Annotated in this window: 14 protein-coding genes; 9 read left to right on the top strand and 5 right to left on the bottom strand. The window is 71.6% G+C overall.

Features of this window, described 5'->3' with window-relative positions; translation table 11 throughout:
* Positions 1-96: 96 nt before the first annotated feature.
* Entirely contained in the window at positions 97-339 is a 243-nt protein-coding gene (locus tag BA175_RS27415) for a hypothetical protein (RefSeq protein WP_069174201.1), read from the bottom strand.
* 369 nt (positions 340-708) lie between these two features.
* Between BA175_RS27415 and BA175_RS27410 the strand changes: the two genes are divergently transcribed.
* From BA175_RS27410 to BA175_RS27375, 8 genes are all read left to right on the top strand, one after another.
* The gene (locus BA175_RS27410; RefSeq protein ID WP_107407654.1) at positions 709-1,593 is read left to right on the top strand and encodes a HipA family kinase; all 885 of its coding nucleotides are present in this window, start codon (positions 709-711) and stop codon (positions 1,591-1,593) included.
* Entirely contained in the window at positions 1,590-1,973 is a 384-nt protein-coding gene (locus BA175_RS27405) for a DUF3037 domain-containing protein (RefSeq protein WP_069174200.1), read from the top strand. The genes BA175_RS27410 and BA175_RS27405 overlap by 4 nt, the downstream gene beginning before the upstream one ends.
* A gap of 200 nt (positions 1,974-2,173) precedes the next feature.
* Positions 2,174-2,935, top strand: coding sequence for a 3-oxoacyl-ACP reductase FabG (gene fabG / locus BA175_RS27400; protein ID WP_069174199.1), 762 nt, complete (start codon positions 2,174-2,176; stop codon positions 2,933-2,935).
* A gap of 22 nt (positions 2,936-2,957) precedes the next feature.
* Positions 2,958-3,713 (top strand): SDR family oxidoreductase, encoded by a 756-nt coding sequence (locus BA175_RS27395; protein ID WP_069174198.1) that lies wholly within the window; start codon positions 2,958-2,960, stop codon positions 3,711-3,713.
* Between the two features lie 121 nt (positions 3,714-3,834).
* Positions 3,835-5,415, top strand: coding sequence for an ABC transporter substrate-binding protein (locus BA175_RS27390; RefSeq protein WP_069174197.1), 1,581 nt, complete (start codon positions 3,835-3,837; stop codon positions 5,413-5,415).
* A gap of 80 nt (positions 5,416-5,495) precedes the next feature.
* On the top strand, positions 5,496-6,179 hold the full coding sequence (locus tag BA175_RS27385; protein ID WP_069174299.1) for a uracil-DNA glycosylase: 684 nt from the start codon (positions 5,496-5,498) through the stop codon (positions 6,177-6,179).
* Between the two features lie 280 nt (positions 6,180-6,459).
* On the top strand, positions 6,460-6,909 hold the full coding sequence (locus tag BA175_RS27380; RefSeq protein WP_175420941.1) for a hypothetical protein: 450 nt from the start codon (positions 6,460-6,462) through the stop codon (positions 6,907-6,909).
* A 181-nt stretch (positions 6,910-7,090) separates the two neighbouring features.
* Complete coding sequence (locus BA175_RS27375) at positions 7,091-7,996, top strand: Gfo/Idh/MocA family protein (protein WP_069174195.1); 906 nt, start codon at positions 7,091-7,093, stop codon at positions 7,994-7,996.
* Here BA175_RS27375 and lnt read toward each other — a convergent pair.
* The 3 genes from lnt to BA175_RS27360 form a co-directional block, all read right to left on the bottom strand.
* Positions 7,920-9,566, bottom strand: a complete 1,647-nt coding sequence (gene lnt, locus BA175_RS27370; RefSeq protein ID WP_069174194.1) for an apolipoprotein N-acyltransferase — start codon at positions 9,564-9,566, stop codon at positions 7,920-7,922. The genes BA175_RS27375 and lnt overlap by 77 nt on opposite strands.
* 263 nt (positions 9,567-9,829) lie before the next feature.
* Entirely contained in the window at positions 9,830-10,693 is an 864-nt protein-coding gene (locus BA175_RS27365; RefSeq protein WP_069174193.1) for a universal stress protein, read from the bottom strand.
* Between the two features lie 229 nt (positions 10,694-10,922).
* A complete protein-coding gene (locus BA175_RS27360; protein ID WP_069174192.1) occupies positions 10,923-11,795 on the bottom strand; it encodes an undecaprenyl-diphosphate phosphatase in 873 nt (290 codons plus the stop codon).
* A 389-nt stretch (positions 11,796-12,184) separates the two neighbouring features.
* Here BA175_RS27360 and BA175_RS27355 point away from each other — a divergent pair, with 389 nt between their 5' ends.
* Positions 12,185-13,150, top strand: coding sequence for a rubrerythrin family protein (locus tag BA175_RS27355; RefSeq protein WP_254668000.1), 966 nt, complete (start codon positions 12,185-12,187; stop codon positions 13,148-13,150).
* Positions 13,151-13,189: 39 nt separating this feature from the next.
* Here BA175_RS27355 and BA175_RS27350 read toward each other — a convergent pair whose 3' ends face one another.
* Complete coding sequence (locus BA175_RS27350; protein ID WP_069174297.1) at positions 13,190-13,912, bottom strand: TVP38/TMEM64 family protein; 723 nt, start codon at positions 13,910-13,912, stop codon at positions 13,190-13,192.
* Positions 13,913-13,934: the final 22 nt, after the last annotated feature.

Here is a 13,934-nt window from a genome sequence, read left to right as displayed (position 1 = left end):
TCCGGCCGCAGTCCCGTGCGCGATGCGGGACAGGCCGGGGCTGCTACTCGTCGACACGTACGGGGACGGAGACCGCGGCTGCGGCGGGTGTCCCGCTCAGCTTCGTGCCGGGGATCGTGAAGTCGATGCCCGCTCCCGTCGCCCGGTGCTCATCGTGGCCGCGGCTCCGGCTCGGTGTTCCTCCGCGTACTCGAAGGTCCCGGTGCCCAGCAGGCGGCCGTCGGCGCGGTAGAAGGCGGCGCGCAGTTGCGGGGCGATGACGTCGCTGACGCCGGACGTGACCGCGAGGTGCCCGGTGACGGCCGGTGTGCCGGTCAGGGCAAGGCGGTTCAGGTGCACGCGGTCGGTGACATCCCGGCCAACAGCCTCCGCCCGTGCCGGCCTGCTCGGTGCGGCTGACTTCGCTGGACCCGCCGGCGTAGACGTCCTCCCCGCCGACGCGGGGGTGTCCCGCGCATGTGTGCGCACAGCATCGCGGACCCAAGTCCTCGCCGCCGATCACCCTCGGTTACTATGCTCACTTCATGCCGGAAGCTGGTAGCAAGGGGCGTGGCACCCTCGACGGTCTGCTCGGGGCGGGGGGAGACCGACCTGCCGGCCGAAACTCCCCAGATTCACGCCGGCGCCGTTGGCCGGTGACTCCTGGCTTCACGCTCGGGAGAGGCCGTCCGTGGATTGTAAGGGTGAAAAGATGGGTGGCCTGGGAAAGTGCTGGAAGAAGTAGTAGCGACCCGCTATGTCACGCCTCTGCGGGAGGGTGGATCGCTGCCAGGGATCGTCGAGGCCGACGATCTGGGCACGTACGTCATGAAGTTCACCGGAGCGGGGCAAGGGCGCAAGACCCTCGTCGCGGAGGTCATCTGCGGGGAGCTCGGCCGGAGTCTCGGGCTACGCGTGCCCGAACTGGTGACCATCCAGCTCGACCCGGTGATCGGGCTCGCGGAGCCGGATCAGGAGGTGCAGGAACTCCTCAAGGCGAGCGGGGGGCTCAACCTCGGGATGGACTACCTGCCCGGCTCGCTCGGGTTCGACCCCCTCGCCTACCAGGTGGACGCGGCGGAGGCCGGGCGGATCGTGTGGTTCGACGCGCTGATCAACAACGTCGACCGGTCCTGGCGCAACCCCAACATGCTGGTGTGGCACGGTGACACCTGGCTGATCGACCACGGCGCCACGATGATCTGGCACCACAACTGGCCCGGCGCACAGGCCTCGGCCGCCAAGCCGTACAACGCCTCCGACCATGTGCTCGCCCCCTTCGCGCCGGACATCGCGGCCGCCGCCGCCGACCTCGCCCCGCTCGTCACCGACGAGCTGCTCACCGAGGTCACGGCCGCCGTGCCGGACGAGTGGCTGGCCGGCGAGCCCGGCTTCGACACCACGGACCAGCTGCGACGGGCCTACGTGGAACCGCTCCTCGCCCGTGCCGGGACGATCCAGGAGCGAATCCTCCTGGGGGAACCCACGAGGGCGAGGCCGTCCCAGGCGCCGGGCTGGCTGACCGACCGACTGGCCCCGCGGCGGCACGCCGCCGAGAAGGACCGTGCCTCCCAGGCCGGCACCGCACGCGACAGCGAGGACGACGACCGATGACGCAGCGCGATGTCTTCGAGTACGCGGTGGTGCGCGTCGTCCCGCGGGTCGAGCGCGGCGAGTGCTTCAACGCGGGCGTGCTGGTGTACTGCCGGGCCAGATCCTTCGTCGCGGCGCGGACGCATCTCGACGAGCGCAAGCTCATGGCACTGGACCCGAACGCCGACGTGACAGGCGTGCGGGCGGCGCTGCGCGCGGTCGAAGGTGTGTGCGGCGGTGGGGACGGGGCCGGTCAGGCGGCCGGCGACGACGCGGGGCGGCGCTTCCGCTGGCTGATCGCCCCGCGCTCCACGGTCGTCCAGCCCGGCGCGGTGCACAGCGGGCTCACCGCGGATCCGGCCGCCGAGGTGGAGCGGCTGCTCGACCTCCTGGTGCGCTGATCGCGCAGCCGGCTCCGCCGTCCGCGACGTACGGCCGCGGCGCCGTCCGGTGTGACATGCGCCCGTGGCCCCGTGGGCCGTTGACACTGGGTGCCAGGGCTTCTAGCGTCTCGTCTGCTGAAGGTACTAAGCGGTTGCTCAGTTATCGGGAACTTCCTGACGTCCGCTGAGCCGCGATCCAAGGGCGAGGAGAACCAAGCATGTCCACCACCGAGCAGCGTGTCGCCATCGTGACGGGAGCGGCGCGGGGCATCGGCGCCGCCACCGCGGTACGCCTGGCGGCCGAGGGCCGCGCCGTCGCCGTACTCGACCTCGACGAGGCGGCGTGCAAGGACACCGTCGAGAAGATCACTGCCGCCGGGGGCTCCGCCCTCGCCGTCGGGTGTGACGTCTCGGACAGCGCCCAGGTGGAGGCCGCCGTCGCGCGCGTGGCCGCCGAGCTGGGGGCCCCGACGATCCTCGTCAACAACGCGGGCGTACTCCGCGACAACCTGCTCTTCAAGATGGACGAGGCGGACTGGGACCTGGTCATGAACGTGCACCTCAAGGGCGCGTTCCTGATGGCGAAGGCCGTCCAGTCGCACATGGTCGAGGCCAAGTTCGGCCGTATCGTCTCGCTGTCCTCCTCCTCGGCGCTCGGCAACCGCGGGCAGGCCAACTACTCCGCGGTCAAGGCCGGCCTCCAGGGCTTCACCAAGACGCTGGCCAAGGAGCTGGGCAAGTTCGGGGTCACCGCCAACGCCGTCGCGCCCGGCTTCATCGTCACCGAGATGACCGCGCAGACCGCGGCGCGGGTCGGCATGGGCTTCGAGGAGTTCCAGGCCGCGGCCGCCACCCAGATCCCCGTGCAGCGGGTGGGCCGCCCCGAGGACGTCGCCAACGCCATCGCCTTCTTCACGGGGGACGACGCGGGCTTCGTGTCCGGACAGGTCATGTACGTCGCCGGCGGACCGCTCAACTGATCCCGGAAGGGCGACGGACATCATGACTGTGCAGGACAGCGGCAAGGTCGCGCTCATCACGGGTGCGAGCCGCGGTATCGGCTACGGCATCGCGGAGGCGCTCGTCGCCCGGGGCGACCGGGTGTGCATCACGGGCCGCGGCGAGGAAGCGCTCAAGGAGGCCGTCGAGAGGCTCGGTGCCGGCCGGGCGATCGGGGTCGTCGGCAAGGCGCACGACGAGGCGCACCAGGCGGTCGCCGTGGAGCGCGCCATGGAGGCCTTCGGCCGGGTCGACTTCCTGGTCAACAACGCAGGCACGAACCCCGTCTTCGGGCCCATGGCGGAGCTCGACCTGGGGGTGGCGCGCAAGGTCTACGAGACCAACGTGATCTCGGCGCTCGGATTCGCCCAGCAGACCTGGAAGGCCTGGCAGAAGGAGAACGGCGGGGCGATCGTCAACATCGCCTCCGTCGCCGGGGTCTCGGCGTCGCCGTTCATCGGGGCCTACGGCATGAGCAAGGCGGCCATGGTCAACCTGACCCTCCAGCTGGCGCACGAGTTCGCGCCGGGCGTCCGGGTCAACGCGATCGCACCGGCCGTGGTGAAGACGAAATTCGCCGAGGCCCTGTACGAGGGCCGCGAGGCCGAGGCGGCTGCGGCCTACCCGCTCGGGCGGCTCGGTGTTCCGCGGGACATCGGCGGCGCGGCCGCGTTCCTCACATCCGAGCAATCGGACTGGATCACAGGGCAGACACTCGTGGTCGACGGCGGGATCTTCCTGAATGCCGGCGTGGCCTGAGGGAAAAACTGGGACCAGTTGCGTCCTGATTGGCTCAAGTGCCCCGCCGGGACCGGAGGTTGACCCGGCGGGGCGCTGCGGTACGGTCTGCCGACCCCGAGCCTGATCGAGGAGCGTGCGCGTGTTCTACCGGGCCGGTCTGCAGTCTGCTGCAGCCTTCGCTTCCCTTTCTCTGCTGGCCGGCTGCGGACTCCTGCCCGACAGCAGTGCGCAGCCGAATCGGCGGATAACGGTGGGCACGACGAGTTCGCCCTCCACCCTGGATCCGGCGGCGGCCTGGGACGGTTCCTGGGAGCTGATGCGGAACGTCTTCCAGACTCTGGTGAGCTTCCCGGCGGGCAGCTCGAGCCCCGAGCCCGACGCGGCACGGTCCTGCCGGTTCACCGACGCCACGAGCACGGTCTACCGCTGCACCCTGCGTGAGGGCCTGACGTTCTCCAACGGGGAGAAGGTCGACGCCCGGGCCGTGAAGTACTCCGTCGACCGGATCAGGAAGATCAAGGTGAAGGGCGGCCCCGTCGGGCTTCTCGGCTCCCTCGACCGGGTGGACACCGAGGGTACGGACACGGTCCTCTTCCACCTGGTCAAGGCGGACGCGACCTTCCCCTTCGTCCTGGCGACGCCCGCGATGTCGCTCGTGGCCCCCGGCGAGTACCCCGCGGACAGGATCCGGGACGGCGGCAAGGTCACCGGTTCGGGGCCGTACGTCCTGGACGTCTACCAGCCCGGGAAGAGGGCCGAACTCACCAGGAACCCCGACTACGAGGGATTCGCCGACCGGAAGAACAGCGCGGTCACCATCCGCTACTTCGACCACTCCGCCCCCATGGTGGCGGCCCTGAAGAAGAAGCAGATCGACGCGACGTACCGCGGTCTGACCGCCGAGGAGGTCGTCAGCCTCGAGGACGACCAGCAGGACCACAACGGTCTGCAGCTCGTCGAGACGGTCGGTGCCGACATCCGCTTCCTGGTCTTCGATCCCGAGGACCCGGCCGCCGGCAAGCTCGCCGTCCGGCGCGCCATCGCCCAGCTGGTCGACCGTGACGCCCTCGTCGCCGAGGTCTACCGGGGCACCGCGGAGCCGCTGTACTCCATGGTGCCCAAGGGTATCGCCGGCCACACGACGAGCTTCTTCGACGCCTTCGGCGACCCGGACCCGGCCGAGGCGAAACGCATCCTCACCCGGGCGGGGATCGACGAGCCGGTCGAGATGACCTTCTGGTACACCACGGACCGCTACGGCTCGTCGACCGCTCCCGAGTTCGCGGAGATCAAGCGCCAGCTCGAGGCGTCCGGCCTGTTCAGGATCACGCTGAGGAGCGCGCCGTGGAAGACCTTCCAGGAGGGCTTCACCAGGGGCGACTACCCGGTCTTCGGCCGCGGCTGGTTCCCCGACTTCCCGGACCCGGACAACTTCATCGCCCCGTTCGTCGGCGAGGAGAGCGTCACCGGGACGCCGTACCCGGCCGACGAGATCACCCGGGACCTGCTGCCGTCCTCCCGTGAGGAGAGCGACCGCGGAGCCGTCTCCAAGCAGTTCAGACGGGCTCAGGAGATCCTCGTCGAGGACGTCCGGCTGCTGCCGCTCTGGCAAAGCAAACTCTATGTGGCGGCCGGCGAGGACATCGGTGGCGGCGAGCGCGCGCTGGACCCGCAGACGGTCATGCAGATGGGGGAGCTGTACCGCAAGACCAGCTGGTAGGAGGCGGGCGGCGCGGCGTTGTCAGTGCCGCCCGGTAGGTTCGGGGATCAAGAACCGATTGCTTACCGGAGGTTGTGGACGTGACCGACACCGACCTGCTGCCCGAGTCCTGGCGCGGCGTCCTCGGCGAAGAGCTTCAGAAGCCGTACTTCAAGGAGCTCACCGAATTCGTCGAGGAGGAGCGGGCCCGCGGGCCGGTGTATCCGCCGCGCGAGCAGGTCTTCGCCGCCCTGGAGGCCACGCCCTACGACCAGGTGAAGGTGCTCATCCTGGGCCAGGATCCGTACCACGGCGAGGGCCAGGGCCACGGGCTCTGCTTCTCGGTCCGGCCCGGTGTCAGGACACCGCCGTCGCTCCGCAACGTCTACAAGGAGATGAACGACGAGCTCGGCCTGCCCGTCCCCGACAACGGGTACCTGATGCCGTGGGCCGAGCAGGGCGTCCTGCTGCTCAACGCGGTGCTGACCGTCCGGGGCGGCGAAGCCAACTCGCACAAGGCCAAGGGCTGGGAGAAGGTCACGGACGCGGTGATCCGCGCGGTGGCGGACCGGCCTGATCCGGCGGTCTTCGTGCTCTGGGGCAATTACGCGCAGAAGAAGATACCGCTGATCGACCAGGAGCGTCACGTCGTGGTGAAGGGGGCCCACCCCTCGCCGCTCTCCGCGAAGAAGTGGTTCGGCTCCCGCCCCTTCACCCAGATCAACGCGGCTGTCGCCGCCCAGGGCCACCAGCCCATCGACTGGCGGATCCCGAACCTGGGGTGACGGGCGACCCGGCGGCGGAGCGGCCTGCCCCGAGCGGCATGGCCGCGGGCTGCGGCTGAGGGCTGTCCCGGCGCTTCCCGTCGGGCGAGCGGCGTCGGGATGTCCCCCGTGTCCGGTATGTGGACGTTCCTTCGCCTCACGGTGCGGCGCATCCGATGCCGCGCGCTGATCCACCGGGAAGTGCGGGACAGCCCTTAGCGTCGGACCCGCAGGAACAGGCCGGACGGTAATCAGGGAGACCTCTGTCGTGGAGCAGCGTGAAGCGTCCGGTGACGCCGTCATGACCAGGATCGGCCAGGCGGTCATGCTGCTGCACGGTGGGGACCGGGAGGAGGCCCGGAACAGGTTCCGGCTCATCTGGTCGGAGATCGGGGAGCGGGGCCAGGCCCTGCACCGCTGCACCCTCGCGCACTACATGGCCGACACCCAGGACGATCCCGGGGACGAACTCGCCTGGGACCTGAGGGCGCTGGCCGCAGCCGAGGGGCTGACCGGCGAGGAGACCGCGGACCGCCGGGACGCGTCCGCGGTGCGGGCCTTCTTCCCCTCCCTGCACCTCAACCTCGCGGCCGACTACCTGGAACTGCAGCGCTTCGAGGCCGCCCGGCTCCATCTGGACCGGGCGTGGAAGGCCCTCGGCGCACTCGGCGACGACGGGTACGGCGCGGGGGTGCGCGCTGCCCTCGGGCGCCTGGAACGGCGGCTGCGGGGGAGCGGGGCGGGCGCATGACGCCCGGGGCGCGGCAAGCGGACCGAAGCCACGCCGGAGCCGTCGTTCTCCGGGGCTCGTCCGTCGCGCGTTCGACGGCATCGCCGACCGGGAGCGCCCGCAGCGCACGTATGCTGCCGGAACCAGTGACGGGCAGAGGACGCGACCGTGAGGCCGTGGTCGTGGCGACAGGGAGAACTCCGTGAAGGTCGGCTGCATCGGGCTCGGCGACATCGCGCAGAAGGCGTACCTGCCGGTACTGACGACGGTGCCCGGGGTCGTACCGCATCTGCAGACCCGCACCCCGGCCACCCTGGAAGCCGTGGCGGCCACCCACCGCATCCCCGGCCGGCAGTGCCACACGGATCTCGACTCGCTCCTGGCCGAGGGCCTGGACGCCGCCTTCGTGCACGCCCCGACCCCGGCCCACCCGGAGATCGTCGGGCGGCTGATCGAGGCGGGCGTCCCGACGTATGTGGACAAGCCGCTGGCCTACGAACTCGCGGACTCCGAGCGGCTGGTGACCCTCGCCGAGGAGCGCGGCACCGCACTCGCCGTCGGGTTCAACCGCAGACTCGCCCCCTCGTACGCGCAGTGCGCCGAGCACCCGCGCGAGCTGATCCTCCTGCAGAAGAACCGTGCGGGACTCCCCGAGGACCCGCGCACCATGGTGCTCGACGACTTCATCCACGTCGTGGACACCCTGCGCTTCCTCGCTCCCGGCCCGGTCGGCAACGTCGTCGTGAGGGCCCGGATCGCCGACGGCCTCATGCACCACGTGGTCCTGCAGCTGTCCGGTGACGGATTCACGGCCATCGGCATGATGAACCGGCTCAACGGATCCACCGAGGAGATCCTCGAAGTGTCCGGCCAGGACAGCAAACGGCAGGTTCTCAACCTCTCGGACGTCATCGACCACAAAGGTCAGCCCACCCTGCGGCGACGGGGCGACTGGGTGCCGGTCGCCCGTCAGCGGGGCATCGAGCAGAGCGTGCTCTCGTTCCTGGACGCGGTGCGGGACGGACAGGTGCTCAGTGCCCGGGACGCGTTGGAGACCCACCGGCTGTGTGAGCGGGTGGTGAAGGACGCGCTGGAACAGGCGTCCTGAGCCTGCGGATCCCCGCCCCGCCCAGGTACACGGCCAGCGCGGCCAGCGCGCCGTACACGGGCCAGGCGCCCAGCCGCACGAAGAGCGTGGTGCCCCGGGCGAGCGGTACGTCGAACACGGCAGCCCTGCTCGCGTCCGTACCGAGGGGGGAGCCCACCCGCTCGCCCCGCGGACCGTACACCGCGCTCACGCCCGTCAGGGTCGCGTGCACCATCGGGCGGCCCGTCTCGGCGGCCCGCAGAGCCCCCAGCGAGGCGTGCTGCTCGGGGGCCCAGCTGTTCTGGAACGTCGAGGTGGAGGACTGGGCGACGAGGACCTGCGCACCGTCCTGCGCCAGCTTCCTGCTCATGTCGGGGAACGCGGTCTCGAAGCACACCAGAGGCCCCAGCCGCAGCCCGTCCGCGTTCTGCAGACGCATCACCACAGGGCCCCGGCCGCGCAGCCGGTCCTCCCCGGCCGCCTTACCCACCGAGGTGGCCCAGCCGAGCACCGCGCGCGCCGGCACGTACTCACCGAAGGGCACGAGCCGCATCTTGTCGTACCGGTCACCGGTCGGCCCGTCCGGGCCCACCAGGACGGCGGACTTGTAGATCCCGGAAGGGCTTGCGCCGTCCGCACGCCTGGCGTCCATGTTGACCAGCACGTCGGCCCCGACGAGACGCGAGAGCGCCGCGAGCCGCGACGCCGTGCCCGGACTGCGCGCCAGGTCCACCCCGACACTGCTCTCGCCCCACACCACCAGGTCCACGTTGCGGCCCGCCAGGCCGCGGGTCAGCTCCTCGCCGCGCGCGAACCGGCGCTGGACACTGCCCGGGCCCTCGACGACGCCCGGCTGGACCACGGCGATCCTGGCCGTACCCGCGCTTCGGGGCTGCGGCGCCCAGGCCACCGCGGCGCCCACCGACAGCGCGCAGACCGCCAGGCACGAGACCGCGGCCGTGCGAACCGACGGCACGGCGAGCAGCAGCGTGACCGCCGTGTTCACGGCGACCACGAGCAGGCTGACCAGCCATACGCCGCCGACCGAGGCCACCCGCAGCGCGGGGGCCACCTCCCACTGGCTGGCACCCAGCAGGCCCCACGGACCTCCCAGCCCCTCCCAGGAGCGGACCAGTTCGATCATCAACCAGCCGGACGGCACCACGACGACGGCGGCCACGGACCGCCCCGGGGGCGGCGACCCGCCGAGCAGCCGGGCCACCAGCAGACCCCAGGGCGCCCACAGAAGGCCCAGCAGGGCGGCGAGGACCACGATGAACACGTGCAGGCTCGGCATCAGCCAGTGATGCACGGCGAGCATGAAGCCGATCCCGCCGAGCCAGCCGTCGAGGGCCGCTCGGCGCCCGGTCCGCGCCGAGCGGATCAGCAGCATCCACGGCACCAGGGCGACGTACGCGAACCACCAGAGCGAGGGGGCGGGGAACGACAGGGCCGGCAGGGCGCCGGCGAGCACGGCGGCGGCCCCACGCCCCGTACGCGAACGGAGCACACGACCGTACGGCCGGCCGCCGTCGGCGTCCGGCCCCCGCTCGGCCCGGTCCGCCGGAACACCTGCTCCCCGCATCGGCATGCAGTGTCCTCCTCGCCGGTCCTCCGTCTGCTTCCAGTGTGGGGCAGAAGATCGGCAGCGCACAGGGGGCGTGCCGTGGCCGGCGCCCCGCACGCCGTGCCGTCCGCGAGCCGCCGACGGCGCCGGACCCGGGTACGCACCGCACTTCCTCCGCCCCGCGGGGTACGGATCCGCCGACCCCGTTCCGGACGCACCGGGGTGACGGCGTACCGCCCGACGGACAGGGCGAGGGCGCCGCCGCGCACCCGCCGGCGCGCACGGGGTCAGCAGGGGACGACGGCCACCGGACCGAGGGCGTGCGTCACCGTCGTCTGCGCCACGGGAGAGAGCCCGAGGCCGAGGGACTCCCCGCCCCTGCGCCGCCCCACCACGGTCAGGGCCGCCGTGGCCGAGGCCGTGACCAGCGTCCGGGACGCGGAGCCGCTCACCGGCTCCCGCACGACGTCCACCTGCGGGTACTTCTCGATCCAGCCGGAGGTGAGCTCGGCCAGGGTGCGCTGTGCCGCCTCAGCGGCGGCCTCGCGGTCGAAGATGGGGCCGCCCGACAGCATCGACGAGAACATCGTCCAGCCGTGCACCAGCCGCAGCCGCGCCCCCGGCCTCGACGCAGCGGCCTCGAACGCGAACTCCAGGACCGCCTCGCTGCTCTCGTCGGCGGCCACCCCCGCGACGACGTCCGGGAAGGGGCCGGCGGCCTCCTGCTCGTCCTCCTCGGCGTGCCCGCCGTTGACGACGACCACCGGGCACCGGGACATCGACGCGGTGGCCAGACTGTTCGAGCCGATCATGAGTGAGCGGAACCCCCCGAGACCGCGCGAGCCGACCACCACCATCGACGCGTCACCGCTCAGGGACGTCAGCGCGGCCGAGGGGAAGTCCTGAGGGGTCAGCGTCGACGTCGGCAGCTCGGGCGCGAGCCGGGAGGTGCGGCGCAGCGCCTGTCCGAGGAGTTCCTCGGCCTCCCGTACCTGCTCCTCCTCGCTGCCCCGCCGGGTATGCGGACGGACGTGCACGATCAGCAGCGGCCAGCTGTGGCGCAGGGCCTCCTGAGTGGCCCATTCGAGTGCCTCCCAGCCGTGCGAGGAGCCGTCGACTGCGGCGATCACGGGACGGTCGTCGGCGGTCATGAGTTCCTCCGGGAGCGGTGGGAGATCTTCGAGGGGCGGCCGGGCCCTCGTTCCGGTACCGGGCCCGGCACGTTCCGCCCGATTATCGCCCGAGGCCGGCCGGCCGGAACGCGGCGGCCCGCCTCGGAGCGCCGTAAGGCCCGGGCGCGCGCACGGTGGACGCCTCACCCGCAGGTGAGGCGTCCCGTCCGCCGCGGCAGCCGCCGCGAGGCCGGGCCGGGTGCCCGGCTCAGCCGGCGGACTCGCCCGCGTGCGGGCTGAGCACGCCGGCTGCCACCAGGGCGAACAGGGCGATGCCCAGGAGCACGCGGTAGATCACGAACGGCATGAAGCTCTTGGTCGTGATGAACTTCATGAACCAGGCGATGACCGCGTAGCCCACGGCGAAAGCGATGATCGTCGCGAAGATCGTGGGCCCCCAGGAGACGTGCCCCTCGCCCGCGTCCTTCAGCTCGAACACCCCGGAGGCCAGAACCGCGGGAACCGCCAGCAGGAACGAATAGCGTGCCGCGGCCTCACGGGAGTAGCCCATCAGCAGACCGCCGCTGATCGTGGCGCCCGAACGCGAGACGCCGGGGACCAGTGCCATCGCCTGGCAGAAGCCGAAGATCAGACCGTCCCTGACACCCAGCTCCTTCAGGGACTTGCGCTCCCTGATCGCACGGTGCTTGCCGCCGGCCTCGTCACGCGCCGCGAGACGGTCCGCTATCCCGAGGATGATGCCCATACCGATCAGCGTGGTGGCGATCAGGCGCAGATCGCGGAACGGCCCCTCGATCTGGTCCTTGAACACCAGCCCCAGCACGCCGATGGGGAGCGAGCCGACGATCACCAGCCAGCCCATCTTCGCGTCGTGATCGCCGCGCATGGCCGGGTTGACGAGCGACCGGAACCACGCCGAGAGGATCCGGGCGATGTCCTTGCGGAAGTAGATGAGGACCGCCGCCTCCGTGCCGATCTGCGTGATCGCGGTGAACGCCGCACCCGGGTCGTGCCAGCCCGCGAAGGCCGCGGTCAGCCGCAGGTGGGCGCTGGAGGAGATCGGCAGGAACTCGGTCAGTCCCTGAACGAGTCCCAGGACGAATGATTCGAACCAGCTCATGGGGCTTAGGCCATCCCGGAGGTGTTCATGCGACGGCCGACGGCCTGGAGGGCCGTCGGCCGCGAGCGGGTGTGGTCAGGAGATGAAGGGGACGGCGCGTCACTGCCCCGGACCTCCTGTGTCGGTCGCGCGCAGCGTATCGCCTGGAGGTGAACAGCTCCCCGGCTGCCCCCGGCTAACGGCCCACTATCAGGGAATCAGGACCACCGCCCGCCGGGCGGTCGATATCCCCGCAACGGCTGGGCCGTACGGGGCGCGCGCTGTCCACCGCGCGGGTGAGCTCGGCACGGGAACCGGCGTCGCGGCCGCGACACGGCGCCGGCGCCGCCAGTCTGGTCGAGCCTTCCGCCGGGAGGCTTCACCGACCTCGGCAAGAAAGATCTTCCACGATGTCTACCTTCACGCGTCTGATCCGGTGCGCGGGTGCCACCCTGGCCCTCACCGGCATGTCCATGTCCGTATCGCAGGCCGCGGTGGCGCAGGCCCTCGCGCTGAGCACGGTCCAGGACACGCGGGCCGCGATGCGGGGCGAGGGCTTCGCCCACGCCTCCTACCTCTTCTTCGCCGACCAGGCCGACCGCGAAGGGCGCCGCTCCACCGCCGAACTGTTCCGCCGGGTGGCCGGGGTGGAGCTCAACGACCACTTCACCCAGGAAGCCGCTCTCATCAACTTCGTGGGCAGCGACGAGGCCAACCTCCGCCACGCCATCGAGGGGGAGCGTTACGAGGCGTCTTCGATGTACCCCACGTACGCGGAGGAGGCCCGGCAGGACGGGGACTTCGAGGCCGCCGAGCGGTTCACGGAGATCGCCGCGGACGAGGACGAACACCGCCGCCTGCTGACGCAGGCCCTGCGCGCGCTCACCCTCGGGAAGGGCACCGTCCCCGCGCCCCCGCCGGTCGACCGGGTCGAGGTGCCCGCCGGTCCGCCCCAGGTCGCCTCCGCCCGCACCCGCGCCAACCTCGAGGACGCCATGCACGGAGAGGGGGAGGCCAACGCCGCCTACACCCTCTTCGCACGGCACGCGGAACGGACCGGCCAGGAGAGGCTCGCGGAGCTGTTCCACGGACTGGCGGATGTGGAACTGCACGAGCACTTCGCCGCCGAAGCACGCCTGGACGGTCTGGTCTCGGACACCGACACCAACCTCCGCACCTCCATCGCGGGCGAGACCTACGAGTCCGAGGTCATGTACCCCACGTTCGCCCGGCGAGCCGAGAAGGCGGGTGACACGCGCGCAGCCGCGTTGTTCACCGAGATCGCCGACGACGAAGGGGACCACGCCGCGGCCTTCCGCCGCGCCCTCGGCGAGTCCCGGACCGGGGAGGCCCCCGCTCGCAACTCGGCGTCCTGACCGCCTGAGGGGTCCGGTGCCGCGGGAACGGCCCGCGGCTCAGACCGGGGGCCGCGCGGTCCCCAGCCGGTGGCGTTTGCGCCACGCGACCAGCGCGGCACCCACACCCGAGAGCACGATGAAACCCATCGCCGCGAGGAAGACCGGGGACGTCGGGGACGACGCCTCGCTGCCCGCGACGACGTACGCCGCCGTGTTGGGGATCGAGCCGAGCCCGGTGGCCAGCAGGAACGGCGGATACCCCATCCGGGAGGTCGCCGCGCAGTAGTTGGCAGCGGCGAACGGCACGCCGGGGAACAGCCGGATCGCCAGCATGGAGCGGAAGCCGTGACGGCTCAACAGCCCGTCTGCAGCCTTCAGCCACTTCCCGCGCAGCAGCGTACGGAGGGCGTCCTGCCCGAGCACGCGGCCGAGCAGGAAGGAGACACCCGCGCCGAGCACAGTCCCGGCCAGCGCCGCCGCCAGCCCGGCCTGGGCACCGAAGAGCGCACCGGCGGCGAGGTTGAGCAGCGGCCGGGGCACGAAGGCCACCGTGCACACCCCGTACGCCAGGCCGAACACCATGGCCGCCGCCGAGCCCGTGAGATGGGGTGGCCAGCCGGACGCCAGCAGCCGCTGTGGCTCGAACAGCAGCATGGCGGTGGCGGCAGCCAGCAGCATCGCCACCAGCAGGGACAGACGGGACCAGGGGGAGAGCAGCACCTTCGCACAACGCGCTGCGGGACCGCCGGCGGGCCGGGCGGCGGGGACGGGGGCGAACATCTGGGGAGCGTAACCGAAACGC

The organism is Streptomyces griseus, from assembly GCF_001715295.1.
Classification (GTDB): domain Bacteria; phylum Actinomycetota; class Actinomycetes; order Streptomycetales; family Streptomycetaceae; genus Streptomyces; species Streptomyces griseus_G.
Note: the sequence above shows the minus strand (reverse complement) of the source record. Positions and strands in the feature narration are given on the sequence as shown.

Excerpts from the sequence above, each read along its gene's own strand:
- BA175_RS27405 (WP_069174200.1), top strand. The coding sequence starts at position 1,590 with ATGACGCAGCGCGATGTCTTCGAGTACGCGGTGGTGCGCGTCGTCCCG.
- fabG (WP_069174199.1), top strand. The coding sequence starts at position 2,174 with ATGTCCACCACCGAGCAGCGTGTCGCCATCGTGACGGGAGCGGCGCGG.
- BA175_RS27395 (WP_069174198.1), top strand. The coding sequence starts at position 2,958 with ATGACTGTGCAGGACAGCGGCAAGGTCGCGCTCATCACGGGTGCGAGC.
- BA175_RS27380 (WP_175420941.1), top strand. The coding sequence starts at position 6,460 with ATGACCAGGATCGGCCAGGCGGTCATGCTGCTGCACGGTGGGGACCGG.
- lnt (WP_069174194.1), bottom strand. The coding sequence starts at position 9,566 with ATGCCGATGCGGGGAGCAGGTGTTCCGGCGGACCGGGCCGAGCGGGGG.
- BA175_RS27365 (WP_069174193.1), bottom strand. The coding sequence starts at position 10,693 with ATGACCGCCGACGACCGTCCCGTGATCGCCGCAGTCGACGGCTCCTCG.
- BA175_RS27360 (WP_069174192.1), bottom strand. The coding sequence starts at position 11,795 with ATGAGCTGGTTCGAATCATTCGTCCTGGGACTCGTTCAGGGACTGACC.
- BA175_RS27355 (WP_254668000.1), top strand. The coding sequence starts at position 12,185 with ATGTCTACCTTCACGCGTCTGATCCGGTGCGCGGGTGCCACCCTGGCC.
- BA175_RS27350 (WP_069174297.1), bottom strand. The coding sequence starts at position 13,912 with ATGTTCGCCCCCGTCCCCGCCGCCCGGCCCGCCGGCGGTCCCGCAGCG.